The sequence below is a fragment of the Paraburkholderia rhizosphaerae genome (assembly GCF_004366595.1).
Lineage (GTDB): Bacteria > Pseudomonadota > Gammaproteobacteria > Burkholderiales > Burkholderiaceae > Paraburkholderia > Paraburkholderia rhizosphaerae.
The window spans coordinates 164431-188241 of sequence record NZ_SORE01000012.1 but is presented as its reverse complement, the minus strand read 5'-3'; the positions used below and the strand labels follow the sequence as shown (position 1 = coordinate 188241).

Annotated in this window: 22 protein-coding genes; 14 read left to right on the top strand and 8 right to left on the bottom strand. The window is 64.5% G+C overall.

Annotation, left to right across the window (positions count from 1 at the left end; translation table 11 throughout):
• Positions 1-178 precede the first annotated feature (178 nt).
• From BX592_RS17645 to BX592_RS17630, 4 genes are all read left to right on the top strand, one after another.
• The gene (locus tag BX592_RS17645) at positions 179-841 is read left to right on the top strand and encodes a LutC/YkgG family protein (protein ID WP_134193095.1); all 663 of its coding nucleotides are present in this window, start codon (positions 179-181) and stop codon (positions 839-841) included.
• Between the two features lie 136 nt (positions 842-977).
• Positions 978-2405, top strand: a complete 1428-nt coding sequence (locus BX592_RS17640) for a sodium:proton antiporter (protein ID WP_377681519.1) — start codon at positions 978-980, stop codon at positions 2403-2405.
• 67 nt (positions 2406-2472) lie between these two features.
• Positions 2473-3462, top strand: a complete 990-nt coding sequence (locus BX592_RS17635) for a 2-hydroxyacid dehydrogenase (RefSeq protein ID WP_134193093.1) — start codon at positions 2473-2475, stop codon at positions 3460-3462.
• Complete coding sequence (locus tag BX592_RS17630) at positions 3459-4940, top strand: DNA recombination protein RmuC (protein WP_134193092.1); 1482 nt, start codon at positions 3459-3461, stop codon at positions 4938-4940. Before BX592_RS17635 ends, BX592_RS17630 begins: the two co-directional genes overlap by 4 nt.
• Positions 4941-5017: 77 nt before the next feature.
• Here BX592_RS17630 and BX592_RS17625 read toward each other — a convergent pair whose 3' ends face one another.
• From BX592_RS17625 to BX592_RS17600, 6 genes are all read right to left on the bottom strand, one after another.
• Positions 5018-5527: a GNAT family N-acetyltransferase gene (locus BX592_RS17625; RefSeq protein ID WP_134193091.1), complete on the bottom strand. Its 510-nt coding sequence runs from the start codon at positions 5525-5527 to the stop codon at positions 5018-5020.
• Entirely contained in the window at positions 5527-5802 is a 276-nt protein-coding gene (locus tag BX592_RS17620; RefSeq protein ID WP_134193090.1) for a hypothetical protein, read from the bottom strand. Before BX592_RS17620 ends, BX592_RS17625 begins: the two co-directional genes overlap by 1 nt.
• 102 nt (positions 5803-5904) lie before the next feature.
• Entirely contained in the window at positions 5905-7218 is a 1314-nt protein-coding gene (gene moeA / locus BX592_RS17615) for a molybdopterin molybdotransferase MoeA (RefSeq protein ID WP_134193089.1), read from the bottom strand.
• 87 nt (positions 7219-7305) lie between these two features.
• Positions 7306-7920 (bottom strand): molybdenum cofactor guanylyltransferase MobA, encoded by a 615-nt coding sequence (gene mobA / locus BX592_RS17610; protein ID WP_134193088.1) that lies wholly within the window; start codon positions 7918-7920, stop codon positions 7306-7308.
• A gap of 75 nt (positions 7921-7995) precedes the next feature.
• Positions 7996-9102, bottom strand: coding sequence for a GTP 3',8-cyclase MoaA (gene moaA, locus BX592_RS17605; RefSeq protein ID WP_134193087.1), 1107 nt, complete (start codon positions 9100-9102; stop codon positions 7996-7998).
• 160 nt (positions 9103-9262) lie between these two features.
• A complete protein-coding gene (locus BX592_RS17600) occupies positions 9263-12595 on the bottom strand; it encodes an Rne/Rng family ribonuclease (protein WP_134193086.1) in 3333 nt (1110 codons plus the stop codon).
• 854 nt (positions 12596-13449) lie between these two features.
• On the opposite strand from BX592_RS17600, the gene BX592_RS17595 reads away from it, so the two are divergent.
• Genes BX592_RS17595 through BX592_RS17580 form a run of 4 tightly spaced genes read left to right on the top strand, consistent with a single transcriptional unit; the run spans position 13450 to position 16605 of the window.
• Positions 13450-14493: an RluA family pseudouridine synthase gene (locus BX592_RS17595; protein WP_134193085.1), complete on the top strand. Its 1044-nt coding sequence runs from the start codon at positions 13450-13452 to the stop codon at positions 14491-14493.
• The gene (locus BX592_RS17590; RefSeq protein ID WP_134193084.1) at positions 14474-15133 is read left to right on the top strand and encodes an HAD-IA family hydrolase; all 660 of its coding nucleotides are present in this window, start codon (positions 14474-14476) and stop codon (positions 15131-15133) included. Before BX592_RS17595 ends, BX592_RS17590 begins: the two co-directional genes overlap by 20 nt.
• Positions 15130-15546 carry a Rieske (2Fe-2S) protein gene (locus BX592_RS17585; RefSeq protein WP_134193083.1) on the top strand — a complete coding sequence of 139 codons (417 nt, stop codon included), beginning with the start codon at positions 15130-15132 and terminating at the stop codon, positions 15544-15546. Before BX592_RS17590 ends, BX592_RS17585 begins: the two co-directional genes overlap by 4 nt.
• Positions 15547-15597: 51 nt before the next feature.
• Positions 15598-16605 (top strand): S49 family peptidase, encoded by a 1008-nt coding sequence (locus tag BX592_RS17580; protein ID WP_134193082.1) that lies wholly within the window; start codon positions 15598-15600, stop codon positions 16603-16605.
• Positions 16606-16782: 177 nt separating this feature from the next.
• Here BX592_RS17580 and BX592_RS17575 read toward each other — a convergent pair whose 3' ends face one another.
• Together BX592_RS17575 and BX592_RS17570 are read right to left on the bottom strand one after the other, a co-directional pair.
• Complete coding sequence (locus BX592_RS17575; protein ID WP_134193081.1) at positions 16783-17502, bottom strand: SAM-dependent methyltransferase; 720 nt, start codon at positions 17500-17502, stop codon at positions 16783-16785.
• Entirely contained in the window at positions 17499-18119 is a 621-nt protein-coding gene (locus tag BX592_RS17570; protein WP_134193080.1) for a Maf-like protein, read from the bottom strand. Before BX592_RS17570 ends, BX592_RS17575 begins: the two co-directional genes overlap by 4 nt.
• A 316-nt stretch (positions 18120-18435) precedes the next feature.
• Between BX592_RS17570 and BX592_RS17565 the strand changes: the two genes are divergently transcribed.
• The 6 genes from BX592_RS17565 (at position 18436) to fabG (ending at position 23807) form a co-directional block, all read left to right on the top strand.
• Entirely contained in the window at positions 18436-19113 is a 678-nt protein-coding gene (locus BX592_RS17565; protein ID WP_134193079.1) for a DUF177 domain-containing protein, read from the top strand.
• A gap of 140 nt (positions 19114-19253) precedes the next feature.
• Positions 19254-19433 (top strand): 50S ribosomal protein L32, encoded by a 180-nt coding sequence (gene rpmF / locus BX592_RS17560; RefSeq protein WP_134193078.1) that lies wholly within the window; start codon positions 19254-19256, stop codon positions 19431-19433.
• Positions 19434-19638: 205 nt separating this feature from the next.
• Positions 19639-20847, top strand: coding sequence for a phosphate acyltransferase PlsX (plsX, locus tag BX592_RS17555; RefSeq protein WP_134193077.1), 1209 nt, complete (start codon positions 19639-19641; stop codon positions 20845-20847).
• Complete coding sequence (locus tag BX592_RS17550) at positions 20847-21836, top strand: beta-ketoacyl-ACP synthase III (protein ID WP_134193076.1); 990 nt, start codon at positions 20847-20849, stop codon at positions 21834-21836. Before plsX ends, BX592_RS17550 begins: the two co-directional genes overlap by 1 nt.
• Before the next feature lie 158 nt (positions 21837-21994).
• A complete protein-coding gene (gene fabD / locus BX592_RS17545; RefSeq protein WP_134193075.1) occupies positions 21995-22930 on the top strand; it encodes an ACP S-malonyltransferase in 936 nt (311 codons plus the stop codon).
• 127 nt (positions 22931-23057) lie between these two features.
• Entirely contained in the window at positions 23058-23807 is a 750-nt protein-coding gene (gene fabG, locus BX592_RS17540) for a 3-oxoacyl-ACP reductase FabG (protein WP_134193074.1), read from the top strand.
• Positions 23808-23811 lie beyond the last annotated feature (4 nt).

Below are 23811 nucleotides of genomic sequence, written 5' to 3'. Positions count from 1 at the left end.
GCGGCTGGCACGAACCGCTACGCGCGACCTGCTTGTACGGTGACGCGTCACGAGCAGAATAAAACGCGGCCTGCCGCGTGTGAATCGGCCAAACGGCCAGGGTGACGCGCAATGACCGGCCGGTATAATTCGTCAGATGTCGCTTCATCGCACCAGCAACGATACCGGGACTTCGCTCATGGATACCTCCGCCGCCCGCAACAACATCCTCGCGCGCATTCGCGCGGCGCAGGGTCGCGGGCCCGAACCGACCGCCGGCGAGCGCGATGCGGCGCAAAGTTATATGGAAAGTCATCCGCGCGGTCCTCGGCCGCCGTTGCCGGACGACCTCGTCGGCCATTTTGCCGAGCGTGCGATCCAGATGGCTTCGACAGTCGACACCGTCGATGCGCTGACCGACGTTCCCGCTGCTGCTCGTCGCTACCTGTCCGAGAAGGCTCTGCCGGTGCAGGCTATCGCGTGGCAGACGCTGCAAGGGTTCGCATGGGCCGACGCGGGTCTTTCCGTCGAATTCCGCAAGCCGCACGATACCGACAAGGTCGGGTTCACCGGGTGCTTCTGCGCGATCGCGGAAAGCGGAACGCTGGTTCTGCTGTCAGGGCCGGAAACTTACGCGTCGGCTGCGCTGCTGCCCGAAACGCATATCGCAATCGTGCCCGCATCGCGCATCGTCGGTTGCCACGAAGATGCATTCGACCTGATTCGCAGCGAACGCGGCGAGCTGCCGCGTGCGTCGAACTTCGTGTCCGGGCCGTCGCGTACCGCCGATATCGAGCAGTCGCTGGTGTTGGGCGCGCATGGGCCGTATCGCGTGCACGCGATTATCGTGCGTGGCGCGTAAGCATCCGTTCACGACGCGCGTCGCTGTCGCGTATCCGTTCGTTCGTTTATTCATCCATCCCGCTCATCTCACGAATCCCGCCTTGCCCGCCGCCTTGCCTGTGCTGCTTGTGCAGCTGATCGCATCTTTGCGTGCCGTGCGCGCTGCCGCGCCGGTTCTGCGTGGCATCGTGGGTGCCGCGGCGCTGGTGCTATGGCCGCAGCTTGCGTGCGCGGCGAGCGTCGACGGTGCGGCGCTGTCCGCGTGGTGGGGCGTGCCGTTCGCGTGCATGCTGCTGTCAATTGCGGTTTTTCCGCTCATCACGCCTGCGCTCTGGCATCACCACCAGGGCAAGATTTCCGCAGGATGGGCGCTGGCGCTGCTCGTGCCATTTGCGTTTGCGTTCGGCGCCACGACCGCATTCGGCACGCTGATGCATGCGCTGTTCGAAGAGTACTTGCCGTTCATCGTGCTGCTCACAACGCTTTATATCGTCGCGGGCGGAGTGAGCATCAACGGCAATCTGCATGGTTCCGCGGCGCTGAACACCGGGCTTCTCGCGCTCGGTACATTGCTCGCGAGCATCATGGGAACGACCGGCGCCGCAATGCTGCTGATTCGCCCGTTGTTGCGCGCGAACGATAACCGCAAGCATGCCGCGCATGTCGTGGTGTTCTTTATTTTTCTGGTCGCGAATGTGGGCGGCGCGCTGTCGCCGCTTGGCGATCCGCCGCTTTTCCTGGGCTTTCTGAACGGCGTCAGCTTTTTCTGGACCACCGTGCATCTCGCGCGGCCGATGCTTTTCAACTGCGTGGTGCTGCTGGCGGTGTTCTACGTGCTCGATGCTTACTATTTCCGCCGCAGCCGTGAAGTGCGCGCGCCGTTCCTCGACCCGACGCCGGATTCTCGCTTATTCTTCATCGACGGCAAGATCAACTTCGTGCTACTGGCCGCGGTGGTCGCGCTGGTGCTGATGAGCGGTCTCTGGCGGCCCGGCATCGAATGGCATCTGTTCGGCGCGCGCGTCGAACTGCAAAACGCGGTGCGCGATGCTGCGCTCGTCGTGATCGCGCTGGCGTCGCTTGCGCTTACGCCACGTTCGGCGCGCAAGGCTAATGCGTTCAACTGGGCGCCGATCGTCGAAGTCGCGAAGCTGTTCGCGGGCATCTTCGTGACGATCGCGCCGGTCATCATGATGCTGCGCGCGGGAGAGACGGGCGCGTTCGCGCGGCTCGTGCATCTGATTCATGATGAGTCGGGCCAGCCGCGCGATGCGATGTACTTCTGGGCGACCGGCTTGCTGTCGTCGTTTCTCGACAATGCGCCGACCTACCTCGTGTTCTTCAATCTGGCCGGCGGCGATGCGCAGCACCTGATGACGACCGGCGCATCGACGCTCACGGCGATCTCGGCCGGCTCGGTGTTCATGGGCGCGAACAGCTACATCGGCAATGCGCCCAATTTTATGGTGAGAGCGATCGCCGAATCGCGCGGTGTGCGGATGCCCAGCTTCTTTGCGTACCTCGCATGGTCGGGCATCGTGCTGATACCGCTGTTTATCGCGACGACGTGGTTGTTTTTCTGAAGCGGCTGGCAGCGCCCATCGTTCGGCAAGCTGGGCAACGGTGTGGCGCGTAACTCGGAGAATGGCAATGCAAAAGATCCTGGTCGCACGTCCGATCTTTCCGGATGTAATCGAGCGGCTCAAGCAGTACTTCGACGTCGACTGGAATAACGGCGACGTGCTGGGCAACGACGCGCTGCTCGCGCGTCTCGCCGACAAGGACGGCGCGCTGACGGCCGGCGAGCCGATCGGCGCGGCGACGTTCGCGGCCGCGCCGCGTTTGCGCGTCGTGTCGAATATGGCAGTCGGTTACAACAACTTCGATATGGCCGCCTTCAATGCGGCGAACGTGCTCGGCACCAATACACCGGACGTACTCAACGAAACGACCGCCGATTTCGGCTGGGCGTTGATGATGGCCACCGCGCGCCGCATCGCCGAATCGGAGCACTGGCTGCGCGCCGGCCATTGGAAGAAGTGGGGATACGACAGCTTCCTCGGCGCCGACGTGTATGGCTCGACGCTCGGTGTGATCGGCATGGGCCGCATCGGCCAGGCGATCGCGCGCCGCGCGCGCGGCTTCAACATGCAGGTGATTTACCACAACCGTTCCCGTGTCACGGCGCAGATCGAAGCGGAATTGAACGCGCAATACGTGTCGAAGGAAGAACTGCTCAAGCGCGCCGATCATGTCGTACTCGTGCTGCCGTACAGCGCCGATAGTCATCACACGATCGGCGCGGCCGAACTCGCGCTGATGAAGCCGACCGCGACGCTGACCAATATCGCGCGCGGCGGCATCGTCGACGACGCGGCGTTGGCCGTCGCGCTGCGCGAAAAGCGCATCGCGGCCGCGGGCCTCGATGTGTTCGAAGGCGAGCCGAGCGTGAACCCGGCGCTGCTGACCGTACCGAACGTCGTGCTGACGCCGCACATCGCCAGCGCGACCGAGTCAACGCGCCGCGCGATGGCCAATCTTGCCGCGGACAATCTGATCGCCGGTCTCGGCGCAGGGCCGCGTGCCGGGCGTCCACCGAATCCGATCAATCCTGACGTAATCGGGAAGGCGCGTTCATGATCGCCGCACTCCTGGCGGTCGACGTCGTTCTGGCGATAGCGCTCGTGGTTGCGCTGATCGCGCTGACGCGCGTCGGCGCACGGGGACGCAATGACGAACGTTTCGATGAGCTGGGCGGTCGCATCGCGTCGAGCGCCGATGCGCAGGCGCGTGAATTCGAACGTCTTGAGCGCGAGTTGCGCAATGACATCACTGAAACGGCGCGCGTGTCGCGCACCGAGCTATCGGGCGGTTTCTCGCAGTTCCAGCAGACGCTTGCCGCGCAATTCACGAGCATGACCAGCGTGCAAAGCGGGAAGATCGATGGCTTCGCGCAGCAACTCGTGAAGCTGACCGAAACCAATGCGCAGCAGCTCGACGCGGTGCGTCAGAGCCTGCAATTGCAGGCCCTGCAGGCGCGCGACGAGCAGGGCGTCACGTTGAAGCGGTTCGGCGATACGCTCACGCAGCAACTCGCGCAGATGACCGAAGCGAACGATCGGCGCTTTGCCGAAGTGCGCGCGACGATCGAGCAGCGTCTGAAGGATATCGAAGCGAACAACGCGACGAAGCTCGAAGAGATGCGCCGCACCGTCGACGAAAAACTGCATGCGACGCTCGAGCAGCGTCTTGGCGAATCGTTCAAGCTCGTATCCGAGCGCCTTGAACAGGTGCATCGCGGGCTCGGCGAAATGCAGACGCTCGCGGCCGGCGTCGGCGACCTGAAGAAGGTGCTGACCAACGTGAAGACGCGTGGCACATGGGGCGAAGTGCAACTCGAAGCGTTGCTCGAGCAGATGTTGACTGCCGACCAGTTTGCGAAGAACGTCGCGACGAAACCGAAGAGCGCGGAGCGCGTCGAGTTCGCGATCAGGCTGCCTGGCAAGCCGTCGATGGACGGCGTGGCCGAGCCGGTGTGGCTGCCGATCGACGCAAAATTTCCGCGAGAAGACTACGAGCGGCTGATCGAAGCGCAGGAGCGCGTGGACCCGGTGGCGGTCGAAGAGGCGTCGCGTGCACTCGAAGCGCGCATTCGCGGCGAGGCGCGCACGATTGCTGAGAAGTACATCGCGCCACCGCACACGACCGATTTCGCGCTGTTATTCCTGCCGACCGAAGGGCTCTACGCGGAAGTGTTGCGCCGGCCGGGTCTGACCGACCTGCTGCAGCGCGACTACCGCGTGACGGTCGCCGGTCCGACGACCTTGACCGCATTGCTGAATAGCCTGCAGATGGGCTTTCGCACGCTCGCGATCGAGCAGCGCTCGAGTGAAGTATGGCAAGTGCTCGGCGCGGTGAAGACCGAGTTCGGCCAGTTCGGCGATGTGCTCGCGAAGACCAAGGCACAACTCGAAACGGTCACGCGTTCGATCGAAAAGGCGGAAGTGCGTACACGCGCAATGAATCGCAAACTACGCGACGTCGAAGCGTTGCCGGGTGAGGAGGCGCGCGAACTGCTCGGCGATGCGTTATCGGGCTCGGACGCAGACGAGCCCTGAGCAAACCGGGCAACGCGTGGGGGAGCCGACACCGACGGCAACCCGCACGTCGCCCCGTCACTGAAACCCCGCCGCGCTTATCGGGCGCCGCTACTGCTACTGCTACCGCGACCCGCCGCGAGTTGCTCGAGCGCGTCCCCAGTGATGCGCACGATGCGCCAGTCAGGCAGCACGGTTGCGCCCAATCTCTCGTAGAAGTCGATCGCCGTCTGATTCCAGTCGAGCACCGACCATTCGAAGCGCCCGCACTGCCGTTCGACCGCGAGTGCCGCGAGATGCCGCAGCATCGCCGAGCCGAGGCCGCTGCCGCGTTGCGACGGCTGCACGTACACGTCTTCGAGATAAAGTCCGCGGCGGCCAAGGAACGTCGAGTAGTTGTGGAAGAAGAGCGCATAGCCGACGATTCGGCCGTCGCTTTCGGCGACCAGCGCTTCCGCCGACGGACGCGCACCGAACAATGCATCGCGCACATCCGTTTCAGTCGCGACGAACAGGTGCGTGAGCTTTTCGTACTCCGCCAGCTCGTGCATCAGCGCGAGCATCGCGCCGACATCGGCCGGCGTCGCGGCACGGATTGCCGACGCCATCAGGCTTCCTCCGGCACGTCGCTCAGCTGTATCTCAATGCCGCCGAAGCGGGATGCGACCCAGTTGTACGCATGACAGGCAATCCACAGCAGCACGAAGCCGAGGATCGCGTTGAGCAGCAGCGCGCTGAACACAGTGCTGAACTCGACCGAGCCGTAGCGGAAGAAAGCAACCAGCACACCGAGCAGCACGATCGGCACGCTGAACGTCAGGTACACGAGGATCAGCGCTTTGGCGGTTTGTCCCGGTGCGATGAACGAGATCTGTTTTTTCATTGAGGTCGTACCCGTGAGTCGCGTAGTGAGCAATGGTGAAAGCCTGGTTTTTGCGCGCGATATTTTCCGCCGTAACGAATCGTTATGCGAACGCGCGCGTGGTCAAATTAAACCGTCAAACAGCATGATTTCGACAGTGTCGCCCGCGTCGACGTCGGCCTGGTCATGCGCGAGCACGATAAAGCAGTTCGCTTCGCTCATCGAGCTGAGCACGCCGGAACCTTGCGAGCCGGTCGGCGTGACCTGCCAGCGGCCATCCGCGCCACGCCGCGCCGTGCCGCGCTGAAACTCGGTGCGGCCGGGACGCTTGCGAATCGACGTGGCTGACTTCGCGTGCAACACCGGCGCGGGCTGCAACGTGGCGCCGGCCATGATCAGCAGTGCATCGCGCACGATCTGATAGAACGTCACCATCACCGCGACCGGGTTGCCGGGCAAGCCGAAGAATAGCGCTGGCTCGCCGACGCCGGCGCGCCCGCCGGACCACACCCGGCCGAACGCCATCGGCCGGCCGGGACGCATCGCGAGGCTCCAGAAGGCGACATCGCCGAGTGCGCGCGACAGGTGTTTCGTCAGGTCCGCCTCGCCGACCGATACGCCGCCCGACGTGAGGATCACGTCGGCGCTCGCCGCCGCGGTGAGCAGCGCCTTCTCGAGCGCCGCGGGTTCGTCGCGCACGACGCCCAGATCGATCGCATCGAAGTTCAGCCGGCGCAGCATCGCAAGCAGCGTATAGCGGTTGCTGTCGTATACGCAGCCCGGGTCGAGCGGCTGACCGATCGAGCGCAATTCGTCGCCGGTCGAAAAGAATGCGACGCGCAGGCGCCGGCGCACCGCGACTTCGCCGATACCGAGCGACGCGAGCAGGCCGAGGTCCGAGGCCCGTACGATGCGCCCCGCGCGCAGCGCCGGCGCGCCGCGTGCAAGGTCTTCGGCCGCGCGGCGCCGGTTCGAGCCGCTACGTAGCGCGCCGGCAGCGAAGCGGATCGATTGACCGTCGTCGGCGGCTTCCACCTGTTCCTGCGGCACCACCGTGTCGCAGCCGGCGGGCATCAGCGCGCCGGTCATCACGCGCACGCATTGCGTCGCGGTGATGCTGCCCGCGAACGGATGGCCCGCCAGCGCCTTGCCGGCGATGGCCAGCGTGACCGAACCGTCGGCTGCCGCAGCCGCGTTGGTGAGCGCGGCGCCGTCGAACGCATAACCGTCCATCGCCGAGTTGTCGTAGGCGGGCACGTCGATCGGCGACACGATGTCTTCGGCCAGCACGCGGTCGAGCGCGTCCGATAGCGTGACACGCTCGGCCGCCGCGATCGGCGTCGCCCATTGGCGCACGATCGCCTGGGCGGCCGAAACCGGCAAAGCTTGAGGATCGAACTGCGCGACGCAGCGGGAAAGTTCGTTGGACGTGGTCATGAATGGGGAGACGTCGCGACCGGGTACAGTTTCGTCGGTCGCCGGGCGATTGCGGCGAAGACAGCAGAAAGCGGGTGTCCGCTGCCTTTAGTGTCGTTCGAGGTCCGCCAGTTCTTGCAAGGAATTGACATTGTAAAACGCGCGTTCATCGGCAAAAGTGACTTCGACGGTCCTGTGGCGCGCGTACCACGCGCGGACCTTGCGCTCGCCCGCGTGCAGAAAGACAGCGAGGTCGTCGGCCAGTGACGTGCGCAGCAGCGCGAAGACCGGGTGAATCGACACCTCGTGGCGGGCGTTCGCGGTCGCGACGGTCGCGATATCGGCTTGCGCCGCGTCGAGTGCGTCGGCGAGGCGCGCGGCGAGGTCAGCGGGCAGTGCGGGCGTGTCGCACGGTGCGCTCAGCATAAAGCCGGTACGGGCGGCGCGCAGGCCGGCCAGCATGCCCGCGAGCGGCCCAGGAAAATCGGGCAACGTGTCGGCGATCACGGTCGCGCCAAATGGTGCGCCGAGCGCGGCGTAGCGTTCGGCGTTGCGGTTCGCGCTGATCAGCAGCGGCCCGGTTTGCGGCGCGAGGCGCTTGATCACGTGCAGCGCGAGCGGCTCGCCGCGCAGCATCTGCAGCCCTTTGTCGACACCGCCCATGCGCATGCCGCGGCCGCCCGCGAGCAGCAGGCCAGTGATCTGGTCGGTGAGGATCGGCATCGGGAGCGCGAGTTGGGAGGGTGAAAGAACGTGTGCTTTGGCGCGTCGGTGTGCGTACGCGAAGTGCTTTTGCCGCTAGCCGCCGATATATGACATTTCGACGCGCCGCTCCGCCGTTTCCGCGCGGGCCTGCGCACTGCCGCGCAGCTGCGAATAACGGTCCGCGCGCGCTTCCCAGATATGCGCGATCGCGGTGGCGATTTCGTCGTCGCTTGAGCCGTTACGCAGCAGCGTGCGCAAGTCATGGCCGTTCGACGCAAACAGGCACAGATACACTTTGCCTTCGGTCGACAGCCGCGCGCGCGTACAGGTCCCGCAAAATGCGCGCGTGACGCTCGAGATCACACCGAGCTCGCCGCTACCGTCCGCGTAACCCCAGCGCTGCGCGGTTTCGGCTGCGCTGTGCGGCTCGAGCGGCGTCAGCGGGAAGTGCGCGCCGATACGCGCGACGACGTCCGCCGACGGCAGCACTTCGGCCATGTTCCAGCCGTTCGACGTGCCGACATCCATGTATTCGATAAAGCGCAGCACCGCGCCGCTGCCTTTGAAGTGGCGCGCCATCGGCAGGATTTCGCCATCGTTCGTACCGCGCTTGACGACCATATTGACCTTCACCGGCGCAAGCCCGATCGACTGCGCGACGTCGATGCCCGCGAGCACGTCGTCGACCGCGAAGTCCGCGTCGTTCATCTTGCGAAAGAGCGTGTCGTCGAGCGCATCGAGGCTCACCGTCACGCGCTTTAGGCCCGCGTCTTTCAGGCTGCGCGCCTTGCGGGCGAGCAGCGAGCCGTTGGTGGTCAGCGTCAGGTCGAGCGGGCGGCCGTCCGGCGTGCTCAGGCTCGCGAGCCGCTCGATCAGGAACTCGATGTTTTTGCGCAGCAGCGGTTCGCCGCCGGTCAGCCGGATCTTCTCGACGCCCTGTGCGACGAAAAGCCGCGTGACGCGTTCGATTTCCTCGAAAGTCAGCAGCGCGCTGTGGGGCAGGAACGGGTAGTCCTTGTCGAATACCGAACGCGGCATGCAATAGACGCAGCGGAAATTGCAGCGGTCCGTGACCGAAATGCGCAGGTCGCGCAGCGGCCGCGACAGCGTGTCGCGCAGCTCACCGCGTGGCGCTTGCGCGGGGCCGGAAATGACTGGCACTGCGCTGACGTCGGTCAAGGGAATGATGCGTCGGGACATGATTCGATTATTGAGATGCAGTGCTCCATTCTAGCGGAACGCCCGTTTTCGCTCGATTCGGGTTATGCCTGCCAATTGTGAAAAAGCCCGCCATCAGGGGCGGGCTTTGCGTGCCGGTTCGCACGCGGCCCGGCCGTTTCCGGCCGGGCCGCGTTCCGCGTTATTGCGGGTGCTTCAGCGTTTCGACCTGCTGCATCGGCGTCGTGTCGACCGGCGGCAGCGGCTTGCGCTCGCGCGGCACGCGTGCCGGCGGCACGACCTGCGCGGCGGCGTCCTGCGCGGCGCGCAGCTTGTCGGCGTCCGTGTTGACCCAGACGAGGCCGGCGCTGGCCAGCATCGGTTGCAGGTCTTCCGGCGACAGCCGCGTGGTTGCGGTGTGCACGCCGTTCGCACGCGCGGCTTGCGGCGTCGCGACAGGCGCCGGAGCGGGCGCCTCAGCCGGAGTCGCTACGGCCTCCGGTGCAGCGGCCGGGTAAGGCTGCGGCTCGACAGTTTTTGCCGGTTCAACAGTCTCAAACGCTACCGTGCGCGGGGCTTCGGCTTGCGGCGCCGGTTCGGCGGCCGGTGTCACGGGCTGCGGTTGGGCGACCGGTTCGAAGCTAGCCGGCGCCGCCGCGGCGCGCTGCAGATCGGTCCTCGACGGCTCGACGTCAGCCTGAACGGCGAGCGCTGGCGTCGGTTCCGCTGCCGGCGTTGCTGCAGGAATCTGCGGCGCAACTGTTGCCGGCGTGCCGAATTCGTCAGCGGATGCCGTATGGGTTTGCACAGCCGGCGTCGTCGATGCAACCGGCGCCTGCGCCACCGACGGCTGTGGCTGAGCCGGCGTCGTGCCGGCTGCCGGCGCTTGTGCAACCGGCGCTACATGGTCGACCGTCGCGGCCTTTTCGGCGGCAAGTGCCGGCGTTTCAGCCGCTGCGTGCAACTCGGTCACCACGTGCGATTCGGTCGCGACCGCTGCGACAACCACTTCCACCGACGTTTCCGCCGGCTGCTGCACTTCGTGGCGACCGGTATGCTCCGGCGCGCGCACGGGCGCTTCCGCCTGCACGCTCGCTGCATCGCCTTCCGCTTCGGCCATGTCCGCAGCGGTGTTCACGTTCACGCCTTCTTCTTCGCGCTCACGGCGGCCACCGCGACGGCCACGGCGGCGGCGACGGCGTTCTTCCCCGTCGCGCGCCACTTCCTGGTCGACGGGCGCGGCGCCGCCCGTCAGGTTCGCTTGCGCCTGCGCAGAGACGTCCGCGTCAGTCTGGCTCAGCGCGTCGGCGTTCTCCTGCTGCTGCCGGCGGCGCTCGCCGCGTTCGACGCGATCCGGGCGTTCGCGACGCTCCTGACGCTCGCCACGTTCCGGACGTTCGGCGCGAGCACCGGTTTCCGCCGTGTCGGCGCGTTCGGTCGAGCGGTCCTGACCACGTTCCGCGCGTTCCGCACGCTCGCCGCGGTTGTCGCGGCCTTCGCGGGTATCGCGATCCCGGCTTTCGCGCGGTTCACGTCCTTCGCGGGTGTCCCGATCGCGGCCGCCGCGTGCTTCGCGCGTTTCACGAGTGTCGCGTTCGTCGCGCCGCGGTTGTTGCCCCGTGCGACCGCCGCTGCCGGCTGCCGCGCCTTCGCCACGTGTGACCGTGTCGCGCGCCGCGCCGCCGCGGCGATTGCGATTGCGGTCACCACCGCGCTCGCCGCCGCGCTCGCCACGTTCGGTGCGCTCGCCGCGTGCCGGACGCGTGGCTTTCTCAGGCTGCGTGGGGGCCGGCGCCGGAGCGGCCGGCTGCATGCCGAACAAACCCTTCAGCCAGCCGATAAACCCGCCCGAAGCCGGCGTGACGGCGACCGGCGCCGGCGTCGCCGTGCTGCGTACCGGGGCGCTCGGCGCCGGTTTCTCCGGCGTGATGCCCTTCACCGCGGCTTCCTGCTTCGGTTTGATTTCTTCGGTGCGCTTGCTGTAGCCGGTTTCGGACTCCAGCTCGCGGGCTGCTTCCTCGGCCATCTTCCACGACGCGCGCGGGTCGTCGAGGCGCGCATCGTCATGACGCAGACGCTCGAGCTTGTAGTGCGGCGTGTCGAGGTGCTTGTTCGGCACCAGCACGACGTTGACCTTGAAGCGCGACTCGATCTTGTTGATTTCCGAGCGCTTTTCGTTCAGCAGGAAGGCGGTGACCTCGACCGGCACCTGGCAATGGATCGCCGCGGTGTTTTCCTTCATCGCTTCTTCCTGAATGATCCGCAGCACTTGCAGCGCGGACGATTCGGTATCGCGGATATGCCCGGTGCCGTTACAGCGCGGGCAGGTCACATGGCTGCCTTCCGACAGCGCCGGGCGCAGCCGCTGGCGCGACAGTTCCATCAGGCCGAAGCGGGAGATTTTGCCCATCTGCACGCGCGCGCGGTCGTGCTTCAGCGCATCTTTCAGGCGCTGCTCGACTTCGCGCTGGCTCTTGGCCGACTCCATATCGATGAAGTCGATCACGATCAGACCGCCGAGGTCGCGCAGGCGCAACTGGCGTGCGACTTCGTCGGCGGCTTCCAGGTTGGTGCGTGCGGCCGTTTCCTCGATGTCGGCACCCTTCGTCGCGCGCGCCGAGTTCACGTCGATCGCAACCAGCGCCTCGGTGTGGTCGATCACGATCGCGCCGCCCGACGGCAGCGGCACCGTGCGCGAGTACGCGGTTTCGATCTGATGCTCGATCTGGAAGCGCGAGAACAGTGGCACGTCGTCGTGGTAGCGCTTCACCTTGCTGACGTTGTCCGGCATCACGATGTCCATGAAGGCACGCGCCTGGTCATGGATTTCCGTGGTGTCGATCAGGATTTCGCCGATATCCGGCTGGAAGTAGTCGCGAATCGCCCGGATCACGAGGCTCGATTCGAGATAGATCAGCATCGGCTGGCCGGATTGACCGCTTTGCGACGCGGCCTCGATCGCGCGCCACAGTTGCATCAGGTAGTTCAGGTCCCACTGCAGCTCTTCTGCGCTGCGGCCGATCCCGGCCGTGCGCGCGATGATGCTCATGCCTTCCGGCAATTGCAGCTGTGCCATCGTTTCGCGCAGTTCCTGCCGGTCGTCGCCCTCGATACGGCGCGACACGCCGCCGCCGCGCGGGTTGTTCGGCATCAGCACCAGATACCGGCCGGCCAGCGAGATAAACGTGGTGAGCGCAGCGCCCTTGTTGCCGCGCTCCTCCTTTTCGACCTGAACGATCAGTTCCTGGCCTTCCTTCAATGCATCCTGGATGCGCGCGGAGCGCATCTCGACGCCATCGCGGAAGTACTGGCGCGCGACTTCCTTGAACGGCAGGAAGCCGTGGCGGTCTTCGCCGTAGTTGACGAAACAGGCCTCGAGCGACGGCTCGATGCGCGTGACGATGCCCTTATAGATGTTGCCTTTGCGCTGTTCGCGGCCGGCGGTTTCGATGTCGATATCGATGAGTTTTTGCCCATCGACGATGGCGACGCGCAGTTCTTCCTGCTGCGTCGCATTGAACAGCATGCGTTTCATTGAACGGCTCCAGAGCGGCTTTGCGATAGCCCGCGCCCGGCAAACGACAAGATTGCGGATGCAACCTCAGCGCCGGACGACGGGCAGCGGCAAGCCGCGCCTTATTGTGTTTTCACAAGCACGCTGGAGCGGGAATCATGGCGGGAGAATTGCCTTAGGAGGGCGCCGTCCGCAAGAAATGGACGACTGCCGCAGGGCACATGCGAACACGGCTTCAAATAAAACGGCACGACACGCTATGAGCCCGGCCGACCGTCTGCATACGCCTTCATCCATTCCCACCGGGCGCCAACTGGGCGCGTGACCGGACGGGCGAAGGCTGCGGTCTGGCGCAGCATGGGATTCGCTGGCAGCGCGATATCCGCTCGAAACTGTCTCGCCTGAATTTTTGACGTCGCCAAATCCTGCTTTTTCGCAGGACGACAGGGGCGCTCGCCGTATTTTCGCCACCGGCGCGCCTCGCATCGAACCGCTACCGGGAATCAGAACCGGGCGCCAGAGTCTGCGTTCGAACCGGAGGTTCAAACGCGAGGTCCGGGCCCGAAGTCAGGCCGGTAAGCGACTGCCCGATGCCGGGGCTCGCCAGTCAAATTCTTTTTGACCAAAATTCCGTTACCGCGGAAGCTGTCCCGACCGAACGCGCCTCTGGGCGCTGTCCCTGCCGGATACGGCTTCCGTGCGTGCAACTTGTTGCATCTCATTTTCGGGGTGAGCAACCCGCCCCTGGCGCAAGTAAAATGTCGGTTTAACACCTGCACCTATGCAATCCGCCCGCGGTTCGGCTAGTACGCCGGTTTCATCGCGCCGGTCGAACCCACCACCCGCCTCAGACTGCTGGGCAAATTATATTCAGAATGAAAGAGTTAGGCAAAATTTCCCAGAAACCGGTCGCAAGTGATCAAGTGTCGATGATCAAAATCGACGACAGCGCGGCCGGTCAGCGGATCGATAATTTTTTGTTGCGCATCTGTAAAGGTGTGCCGAAAAGCCATATTTATCGAATTCTGCGCAGCGGGGAAGTACGGGTGAACAAGGGCAGGGTCGATGCGCAGTACAGGCTTGCGTACGGCGATCTGGTGCGGGTGCCGCCGGTTCGCATCGCGCATGCGGCGGCCGACGCGAAACCGCTGCCGCCTCCGTCCGCGCATTTCACAGTTTTGTATGAGGATGAGCACCTGCTCGTGATCGACAAGCCGGCCGGCGTCGCCGTGCATGGCGGCAGCGGGGTCGCGTTCGGCGTGATCGAGCAGTTGCGCGCCGCGCGGCCGCAAGCAAAATTCCTCGAATTGGTGCATCGGCTCGACCGCGAGACGTCCGGCGTGCTGATGCTCGCGAAAAAGCGCGCGGCGCTGGTCGATCTGCATGAGCAGATTCGCGAGAACCGGATCGACAAGCGCTATTACGCGTGCGGGCACGGCGAGTGGGCGAGCGACTGGGGCCGCCGCCGTGCGGTCAAGGAGCCGCTGCATAAATATTTGCTGCCGGATGGCGAGCGGCGCGTGCGGGTCCAGCCGGACGGCCTGCCGTCACATACGGTGTTTAATCTGGTGGACCGCTGGCCGGGCTACGCGCTGATGGAAGCGGAACTGAAAACGGGGCGCACCCATCAGATACGCGTCCATCTGGCGCATCTGGGCTTGCCGATCGTCGGCGATGCGAAGTACGGCGATTTCGCGCTGAATAAAGCGCTCGCCCGCGCGAACGCGGTGCCGGGGTTAAAACGTATGTTCCTGCACGCGCACCGGTTGAAGCTGACGCATCCGGCGACGGGCGAAACGTTGCAGTTCGATGCGCCGCTGCCGGCCGAGTGCCGGCGCTTCGTCGAGCAGTTGGCCGAACTGAACGGACAGATTTCCTCAAATAACGAGACGCACACGCATGGCTCGACAGCAATTTGATCTGATCGTCTTCGACTGGGACGGCACGCTGATGGATTCGACCGCGCATATCGCGCGCAGCATTCAGGCCGCGTGCCGCGATCTCGGGCTGCCGGTGCCGGCCACCGAGGCGGCGAGCTTCGTGATCGGTCTCGGTCTGCGCGATGCGCTGCACATCGCGGCGCCGACGCTCGATCCGGCCGATTACCCGCGCCTCGCCGAACGCTACCGGTTCCACTTCCTCGTGAAAGATCCGACTACCGAGCTTTTCGCGGGTGCGCGCGAAATGCTCGTTGAACTGCGCGACACCGGTTACCTGCTTGGCATCGCGACCGGCAAGAGCCGCGTCGGCCTGAACCGCGCGCTCGATCAGGCGCGGCTCACGAGTCTCTTCGACGGCACCCGCTGCGCCGATGAGACGTTTTCGAAGCCACATCCCGCGATGCTGCACGAACTGACGCGCGAACTGGGGCAGGATCCGGCTCGCACGGTGATGATCGGTGACACCACGCACGATCTGCAGATGGCGGCGAACGCGGGCGTCGCCGGCGTCGGTGTGGCTTACGGCGCGCATCCGGCAGACTCGCTGACGCCGTTCGCGCCGAAATTCATCGCTGACAATATCGGCTCGCTGTCCGACTGGCTACGCGAGCACGCATGATGAGCGCGGGCAGTGGAGCGGTCGAATCGGTGCGCATTTGCGCATCGGACGAACTCGTCGACGGCGGCGCGGGCGTACGGCGCGACGCGACCTATGGCGGCGGTAACGTCGTTGTATTCTTCGTGCGCTACGATGGCATCGCATACGGTTACCTGAACCGCTGTGCGCACGTGCCGATGGAGCTCGACTGGGTCGAAGGTCAGTTCTTCGAATCGTCAGGCTTATACTTGATCTGCTCGACGCACGGTGCGATCTACGCGCCGGACACGGGGAAATGCGTCGGCGGTCCGTGCCGCGGCGGCAGGCTGCGCGCGGTGCGGGTCGAAGAGCGCGAAACGCCCGCTGGTCGGGCGGTTTTCTGGCTGCCGGACGATGAGCTTCGGCCGGTTTGCGCCGCACCCGAAGCGCGCTGAAGTAGCGTCGATCACTCTCCCGAACATTCCAATCAATGCTGGCGGCAACGCATGTCTGACAATCTCACTCCCGATTCCAACGAACCGGCCGACCGCAAGCCCGCGCCTGGCCGCGAATCCAGCCGGGAGCCCGGCTGGGAGCGCGCCGCGCTCGAACGTATCGCGCTGGCCGCGATCACCGAGCAACGTGCGGCGCGGCGCTGGCGCATCTTTTTTCGTTTTGTGTGGCTCGCGGTCCTCGTCATCATCGGCTGGGGCGTTTTCGATCTGAGCGGGGACCATGTCTCGACCGGCCGCCATACCGCGCTGATCACGCTCGACGGCGAGATTTCGGCGGACACCAATGCGAACGCCGAGGACATCAACTCCGCGCTAGATGACGCGTTCGAGGACGCGGGCACCGCGGGTGTGATCCTGCGTTGCAATAGTCCTGGCGGCAGTCCGGTGCAGGCGGGCATCATCTACAACGAGATTCGCCGGCTGCGCAGCAAGCATCCGTCGATTCCGCTGTATGTGGTGGTCGGCGATATGTGCGCGTCCGGTGGCTATTACGCGGCGGCGGCGGCGGACAAGATCTATGTCGACAAGGCGAGCATCGTCGGCTCGATCGGCGTGCTGATGGACGGTTTTGGGTTTACTGGCCTGATGGACAAGCTCGGTGTGCAGCGGCGTCTGCATACATCCGGTGAAAACAAGGGCTTTTTCGATCCGTTCTCGCCTGAAACGCCGAAGATGGACGCGCATGCGCAGCAGATGCTCGATGAAATCCATGCGCAATTTATCGATGCGGTGCGTCAGGGGCGCGGCAAGCGCCTGCATGAAACACCGGATATTTTCTCAGGCCTGTTCTGGACCGGCCAGAAGAGCATCGACCTGGGGCTCGCCGATGGCCTGGGTGACACCGACTATGTCGCGCGCGAAATCATCAAGGCGCCCGATATCGTCGATTACACGGTGAAGGAAAGCATCACCGACCGTGTCGCGCGCAAGTTCGGCGCGGCGGTCGGCAGTGCGGCAGTTCACGCGATGGTTCTCGGCGGGAAGCTTAATTTGCGATGACGCAGCGCTGCGCGATGCCCGGGGGCGGCATGCACGCAAGCGGAAGCCTAGGTGATCCGGTGGCTGGAACCGATGATTGAGCCGGTGATTAAGCCGGTGATTGAGCCGGCGACTGAGCCGGCGATTACACCGGCGATTTATCCAGCCACCTCAACTCGCAGCTTCTCCGTTCAGCGGCTAAACCGCCAGCAACAGAAAAATCGCCGGCCGCTTGTGCAAATCGGGCGCCGGTTTCTTTTTCCAGTCGCTCACCGCACGACTCACGATCGTTTCGCTATCGAGCGTCAGATCGACCGCGACGCAGACGAGCGTCGACGGCGCGCACGAAGCGAGCAGCGTGTCGAGCAACGCGCGATTGCGGTATGGCGTTTCGATAAAAATCTGCGTTTGCTTCGCCTTGCGCGACTGTTGCTCGAGTTCGCGCAAGCGCTTTGCGCGCTCGCCCGCATCGACCGGCAGATAGCCGTGAAACGCAAAGCTCTGGCCGTTGAGCCCCGATGCCATCAGCGCGAGCAGAATCGAACTTGGCCCGACGAACGGCACGACCTTCACGCCGCGCTCGTGCGCGCGTCGCACGAGCAGTGCGCCCGGATCGGCGACGGCGGGGCAGCCGGCTTCCGACACCAGACCCGCGTCCGTGCCCGCGAGGATCGGCGCGAGCAACCGATCGATTTCGCCCGCGGGCGTGTTTACATTCAGTTCGCGGATCTCGATTTCCTGGATCGGCCGTTCGGTGCCGACCTTCTTCAGAAACGCGCGGGTGGTTTTCGCGTTTTCGCCGATGTAATAGGTCAGCGACGCAGCGCGCGCACGTACCGGCGCGGGCAGCACGGCGGCGAGCGCGTCCGCGTCGCCTTCGCCGAGTGTGTTGGGGATCAGATACAGCGCGCCGCTCATTGAGCCTCCCAAAGCGGGTAGCCGGCCGCGTGCAGCATCCCCGACAGCGCGATCAACGGCAACCCGATCAGCGCTGTCGGATCGTCCGATTTAATCGCTTCGAGCAGCGTGATGCCGAGTCCTTCGGCTTTAGCGCTACCGGCCACGTCGTACGGCGTTTCGGCGCGTAAATACGCGTCGAGCCCGGCATCGGAAAGATTGCCGCGAAAGCGCACCCGCGTGACGACATCGATGCACTGCGCGTCGGCGGTACGACTGTCGAACAGACACAGCGCGCTGTGGAACAGGACTTCGCGGCCGCGCATCGCCTGCAGTTGCGCGAGCGCGTTGTCGTGTGTGCCGGGCTTGCCGATCTGCAGGTTATCGAAGGTCGCGACCTGGTCGGAGCCGATCACGAGCGCGGCGTCGCCGGCGGCGAGGCCTGTCGCGACGGCACGTGCTTTCGCTTGCGCGAGCCGCAGCGCGGTCGCTTCCGGGCTTTCGCCGGCGAGCGGTGTCTCATCGACGGCGGGGACCACGACATCGAATGGAATGCGCAGGCGTTCGAGCAGTTCTCGGCGGTAGCGCGAACTCGACGCGAGAATCAGGCGGGGCGGGCGTTTAACGGTTTCCGGCATGTTGAAATCGGGTTCTGGAAGATGGCCCGCTGGCGGCTTTGCGCATACGGGCTTAAGTGTTTGACTCGAAAAGATAAAGCGGATATAGTTTTGGGCTTTTCTGGCGGCGGTTCCTGCGGAAAGCGATGCGCGATCGGGTTGAGTGCAACGCAACCAGGTAACTGGAAGTAGGTACAGAAGCAGTCAAAGTACGGAAGCAGCCGGCAGATTAGCGCAAGCCAATGAGCGCCGACGCACGTGGTGACATTGTGCGGGCAGTCGCAAACATCGGTTCGCGTCGCGCCAACATCGCGCGTAGCGCAGGTAGGGGACGCATATGACGCATTCGAGTCAGGAACCAGGCAAGCCCGTTGGCAAGTCCGCCGCCGTCGATCCGCGGCAGCTCGATCTGTTCGAGTTTGCGCGCAGCGGGCGGCAGGCAGCCGGTGTCGTACGCATTTCGCAACTGCCGCGCATGTTAAACGAAGTGCCGGCCGAAGTGCCAGCGGACGAACGCGACACCGCGTTCACCTGGCAAGCCGAAGGGTCGACGCAGCCGGAGTTGCAGGACGACGGCACCGAGGGGCCGCAGCCGTATCTGCGGCTCGCGATTCACGGCGCCGCGTGGCTTGAATGCCAGCGCTGCCTTGCGCCGTATGAGCAGGCATTCAATGTCGACGCGATTTACCGGATCGTCGGCACCGAAGCGGAAGCTGAAGAGTTTCCGCTCGATGAAGATGAAGTCGATGTGATCGTGGGCTCACGCCAGTTCGATCTCATCGAATTGATTGAAGAAGAATTGTTGCTGTCGTTGCCGGTCGTGCCCAAGCACGATGTGTGTCCGCAAGTGCATGAAAGTCTGGTGTCGGGTGTAAGCGGTGAGGACGCGGGCGAGCACGAGGATGCCGATGAACACAGCAGCGCCGAGGCTGAAAAGCCGAATCCGTTCGCGGCGCTGCAAGGCCTGAAATCGAAGGGGCCGGATGGGTCCGGCGGTTCGGGCGGCCAGCACTAAGCGCAGCGATTAAGTCCAGCATCAGGCAGGTTGATTGAACAGGTTGCAAAGGTAGCGCGAAGCGGGGCGGTTAGCGGACCGGCCAGTGGCGGCTGCGGCGTCGCGCTGTGTTAGAATTCGGAAAATTTTCAGGAGTTATCATGGCAGTTCAACAAAACAAGAAGTCGCCGTCGAAGCGTGGGATGCACCGTGCGCACGATTTCCTCACCACGGCGCCGACCGCGGTCGAGCCGAGCACGGGTGAAGTGCATCTGCGTCACCACATCAGCCCGAACGGCTACTACCGCGGTAAGAAAGTCGTCAAGACGAAGAACGACTAATCGCCGAAGCGTGTCGCGCCCACTCACAGGCGTTGCGCGCGGCGATCGGTTCGTCGCTGTCGGTTCCGCGGCGGTTTGCACTGCCGCAGGTTTAACGGTTGAATCGTCCACCGCCGGCTTGACAGACACTCGCCTGACATTTTCCCGGCATCGAAAAGGCGGCATTCACTTGCCGCTTTTTTGTGCCTGAAATTCGTCGCATTCGATGACTGTAAAACTCACGATCGATTGCATGGGAGGCGATCACGGCCCGTCCGTGACCGTTCCCGCTGCCGTTAACTTCGTACGCTCGCATCCCGACGCGCAACTGATGCTGGTCGGCATCGAAAGCGCGATTCGCGCTCAGTTGAAAAAGCTGAAAGCGTCGAACGAGCCGGCGTTGACCGTCGTGCCGGCCTCAGAGATCGTCGCGATGGACGATCCGGTCGAGATCGCGCTGCGCAAAAAGAAAGATTCGTCGATGCGCGTTGCACTCAATCGCGTGAAGGAAGACGACGCGCAGGCCTGCATTTCCGCCGGCAACACCGGCGCGCTGATGGCGGTCTCCCGCTACGTGCTGAAAACGCTGCCGGGCATCGAACGCCCGGCGATCGCGTTCGCGCTGCCGAACCCGAATGGCTACACGATGATGCTCGACCTGGGCGCCAACGTCGATTGCGAGCCGCAGCATCTGCTGCAGTTCGCCGAGATGGGCCATGCGCTCGTGTCCGCGCTCGAAGGCAAGGACCGTCCGACGATCGGGCTCCTGAACATCGGCGAGGAAGTCATCAAGGGCAACGAGACGATCAAGCGCGCGGGCGAATTGCTGCGCACGAGCACGCTGAATTTCCGCGGCAACGTCGAGGGCAACGACATCTATAAGGGAACGACCGATGTGATCGTCTGCGACGGTTTCGTCGGCAACGTTGCATTGAAGACGTCGGAAGGTCTCGCGCAGATGCTGTCCGACATCATCAAGGAAGAGTTCGGCCGCTCGTGGCTGACCAAGGTGATGGCCGTGCTCGCGCTGCCGGTGCTGCTGCGCTTCAAGAAGCGCGTCGATCATCGCCAATACAATGGCGCGGCGCTGCTCGGCTTGCGCAGCCTCGTGATCAAGAGCCACGGCTCCGCCGACGCGTACGCGTTTGAGTGGGCCATCAAACGCGGGTATGATGCCGTCAAAAATGGCGTGCTCGAACGCCTCGCGCGCGCGATGGAGGAGAACGCGGGCTCACTTGAACAGGCGACGCAAGCCGCGCGTGACGCGGGCGGCGCCGCGAAGGCGAATCCAGCAGACCCGGCCACTTCCGCAAATCCGACACCGGCTGATCCGGCGGCCCCGGCGAATCCCGCCGGCGCGGTCAGTTCTGGCGGTCCCGCGGGTCGCCTCGCGGGTCCTGCCGAGCCGTACGCCGCATCATCCTCGAAGGCATAATGGTGCAATCCACTACCTACTCCCGCGTGCTGGGCACCGGCAGTTATCTGCCGCCGCAGCGCGTCTCCAATCAGGAACTGGCCGATCGTCTCGCGAAGCAGGGCATCGAGACGAGTGACGAATGGATCGTTGCCCGCACGGGCATTCATGCGCGCCATTTTGCCGAGCCGGACGTGACGACCAGCGAGCTCGCGCTGATCGCGTCGCAGCGCGCGATCGAAGCGGCCGATGTCGATCCGCAACAGATCGATCTGATTATCGTCGCGACATCGACCCCCGATTTCGTCTTCCCAAGCACCGCGTGCCTGCTGCAGAACAAGCTCGGCATCCGCAATAACGGCGCTGCATTCGATGTGCAGGCGGTGTGCTCCGGTTTCGCGTACGCGATCGCGACGGCCGATAGCTTTATCCGCAGTGGCATGCATCGCACTGCACTGGTGGTCGGCGCGGAGACGTTTTCGCGCATTCTCGATTTCAACGACCGCACGACCTGCGTGCTGTTCGGCGACGGCGCGGGCGCCGTTGTGTTGCAGGCGTCGGACGAGCCGGGCGTGCTCGCGAGCGCGCTGCATGCGGACGGCAGCTATTCGAGCATTCTGTGTACGCCGGGCAATGTGCATAGCGGCACGGTGACCGGCAGCGCATTCCTGCATATGGATGGCCAGGCGGTGTTCAAGCTTGCAGTCGGCGTGCTCGAGAAGGTCGCGATTGAAGCACTCGAAAAAGCGAACCTGAAACCCGAGCAGGTCGACTGGCTGATTCCACATCAGGCGAATATCCGCATCATGCAAAGCACCTGTCGCAAGCTCGGCCTGCCGCAGGAACGGATGATCGTCACCGTGCACGAGCACGGCAATACGTCGGCCGCTTCCATTCCGCTCGCACTTGACGTCGCGGTGCGCGACGGCCGCATCAAGCGCGGCCATAACGTGCTGATCGAAGGCGTCGGCGGCGGCTTTACGTGGGGCGCGTCGGTGATCCGTTTCTGAAGTCAGACGGTTGCATCGGCGGTGGCGCTGGCCGCGCGCGAGGTGCGCCTGTATCGCGCGTGCAGAGCGGGTACCGGGCGACGACGCCATGCGACAAGCTCTCACGGAATGCAGCGCAACCACTGCGCACATTCGAAACCATCGATTTTGGGGTTGATATGAAATTTGCGTTCGTTTTTCCGGGCCAGGGCTCGCAATCGGTCGGCATGCTGAATGCGTTCGGCGATCATCCTGTTGTGCGCGAGACGGTTCAGGAAGCGTCGGACGCACTCAACCAGGATATCGGCAAGCTGATTGCCGAAGGTCCGGCGGAAGATCTGAACCTCACCACCAACACGCAGCCTGTGATGCTGACTGCAGCTTATGCAATCTACCGTGCATGGCGCGCGGCCGGCGGTCCCGCGCCGGCCATTGTCGCGGGTCATAGTCTCGGCGAATATACGGCGCTGGTCGCCGCAGGCGCGCTGAAGTTTCGCGACGCGGTGCCGCTCGTGCGTTTTCGCGCGCAGGCGATGCAGACGGCGGTGCCGGTCGGCGAAGGCGGCATGGCGGCGATCCTCGGTCTCGACGATGCAACCGTGCACGCGGTGTGTAGCGAAGCATCCGTGGCAGGCACGGTCGAAGCCGTTAACTTCAACGCGCCCGCCCAGGTGGTGATCGCGGGCCACAAGGCCGCGGTCGAGAAGGCCTGCGAAATCGCCAAAGCCAAAGGGGCGAAGCGCGCATTGACGCTGCCGGTGTCGGCGCCGTTCCATTCGTCGTTGCTGAAGCCCGCTTCCGATCAACTGAGCGCATACCTCGCGAACATCGAATTCGATGTGCCGTCGATCCCGGTGATCAACAACGTGGACGTGGCGATCGTCAACGAACCGGCCGGCATCAAGGATGCGCTCGTGCGTCAGGCGGCCGGCGCGGTGCGCTGGGTCGAGTGCGTGCAGGCGATGGCGAAAGCAGGCGTGACGAATGTGTTCGAATGCGGTCCGGGCAAGGTGCTTGCTGGTTTGACGAAGCGTATCGACGGCAACCTCGGCGGCGCGTCGATCGTCGATCCGGTCTCGCTCGACGAAGCGCTCAAGCAGGTGAGCGCGCAATAAGCGGTAGCGAACAGACGTAAACGGCGGCGCACGGTAGCGAGCGGTAGCGCCACCCGAAACGGCGGGTCGCTGCCGCGGCAGTTGGGTTTAAACCGCCTGCGAACAGCGGGCACAGCGGAATTCAACGATGGATAAATCTCTGGATAAGCAGGTCGCTCTGGTGACCGGCGCATCGCGCGGCATCGGTCGCGCGATCGCGCTCGAACTGGCCCGTCAGGGCGCGACGGTGATCGGTACCGCGACCAGCGAGAGCGGCGCGCAGGCGATCACGCAGGCGTTCAACGATGCCGACCTTAACGGCCGCGGCGTGGTGCTGAACGTCAACGATGCGACCGCGGTGGAAGCGCTGATCGATAGCACGGTGAAGGAATACGGTTCGCTGAATGTGCTGGTCAACAACGCGGGCATCACGCAGGACCAGCTCGCGATGCGCATGAAGGACGAAGATTGGGACGCAGTGCTCGACACAAACCTGAAGGCGGTGTTCCGCCTGTCGCGCGCCGTGCTACGCCCGATGATGAAGGCGCGTGGCGGCCGCATCATCAACATCACGTCGGTGGTCGGCGCGGCGGGCAATCCGGGTCAGGCGAACTATGCGGCCGCGAAGGCGGGTGTCGCCGGCATGACGCGTGCGCTCGCGCGCGAGATCGGCAGCCGCGGCATCACGGTGAACTGCGTTGCACCAGGGTTTATCGACACCGACATGACGCGCGTGCTGCCCGAAGAGCAGCAGGCGGCATTGAAGGCGCAAGTGCCGCTCGGCCGTCTGGGCACGCCTGAGGAAATCGCGCATGCGGTCGTGTTTCTCGCGTCGCCGCAAGCGGCTTACATTACAGGCGTCGAACTGCACGTTAACGGCGGCATGTATATGTCGTAAACAA

Coding starts and splice junctions, on each gene's coding strand:
- BX592_RS17645 (WP_134193095.1), top strand. CDS start 179: ATGGATACCTCCGCCGCCCGCAACAACATCCTCGCGCGCATTCGCGCG.
- BX592_RS17635 (WP_134193093.1), top strand. CDS start 2,473: ATGCAAAAGATCCTGGTCGCACGTCCGATCTTTCCGGATGTAATCGAG.
- BX592_RS17630 (WP_134193092.1), top strand. CDS start 3,459: ATGATCGCCGCACTCCTGGCGGTCGACGTCGTTCTGGCGATAGCGCTC.
- BX592_RS17625 (WP_134193091.1), bottom strand. CDS start 5,527: ATGGCGTCGGCAATCCGTGCCGCGACGCCGGCCGATGTCGGCGCGATG.
- BX592_RS17620 (WP_134193090.1), bottom strand. CDS start 5,802: ATGAAAAAACAGATCTCGTTCATCGCACCGGGACAAACCGCCAAAGCG.
- moeA (WP_134193089.1), bottom strand. CDS start 7,218: ATGACCACGTCCAACGAACTTTCCCGCTGCGTCGCGCAGTTCGATCCT.
- mobA (WP_134193088.1), bottom strand. CDS start 7,920: ATGCCGATCCTCACCGACCAGATCACTGGCCTGCTGCTCGCGGGCGGC.
- moaA (WP_134193087.1), bottom strand. CDS start 9,102: ATGTCCCGACGCATCATTCCCTTGACCGACGTCAGCGCAGTGCCAGTC.
- BX592_RS17600 (WP_134193086.1), bottom strand. CDS start 12,595: ATGAAACGCATGCTGTTCAATGCGACGCAGCAGGAAGAACTGCGCGTC.
- BX592_RS17595 (WP_134193085.1), top strand. CDS start 13,450: ATGAAAGAGTTAGGCAAAATTTCCCAGAAACCGGTCGCAAGTGATCAA.
- BX592_RS17590 (WP_134193084.1), top strand. CDS start 14,474: ATGGCTCGACAGCAATTTGATCTGATCGTCTTCGACTGGGACGGCACG.
- BX592_RS17585 (WP_134193083.1), top strand. CDS start 15,130: ATGATGAGCGCGGGCAGTGGAGCGGTCGAATCGGTGCGCATTTGCGCA.
- BX592_RS17580 (WP_134193082.1), top strand. CDS start 15,598: ATGTCTGACAATCTCACTCCCGATTCCAACGAACCGGCCGACCGCAAG.
- BX592_RS17575 (WP_134193081.1), bottom strand. CDS start 17,502: ATGAGCGGCGCGCTGTATCTGATCCCCAACACACTCGGCGAAGGCGAC.
- BX592_RS17570 (WP_134193080.1), bottom strand. CDS start 18,119: ATGCCGGAAACCGTTAAACGCCCGCCCCGCCTGATTCTCGCGTCGAGT.
- BX592_RS17565 (WP_134193079.1), top strand. CDS start 18,436: ATGACGCATTCGAGTCAGGAACCAGGCAAGCCCGTTGGCAAGTCCGCC.
- rpmF (WP_134193078.1), top strand. CDS start 19,254: ATGGCAGTTCAACAAAACAAGAAGTCGCCGTCGAAGCGTGGGATGCAC.
- plsX (WP_134193077.1), top strand. CDS start 19,639: ATGACTGTAAAACTCACGATCGATTGCATGGGAGGCGATCACGGCCCG.
- BX592_RS17550 (WP_134193076.1), top strand. CDS start 20,847: ATGGTGCAATCCACTACCTACTCCCGCGTGCTGGGCACCGGCAGTTAT.
- fabD (WP_134193075.1), top strand. CDS start 21,995: ATGAAATTTGCGTTCGTTTTTCCGGGCCAGGGCTCGCAATCGGTCGGC.
- fabG (WP_134193074.1), top strand. CDS start 23,058: ATGGATAAATCTCTGGATAAGCAGGTCGCTCTGGTGACCGGCGCATCG.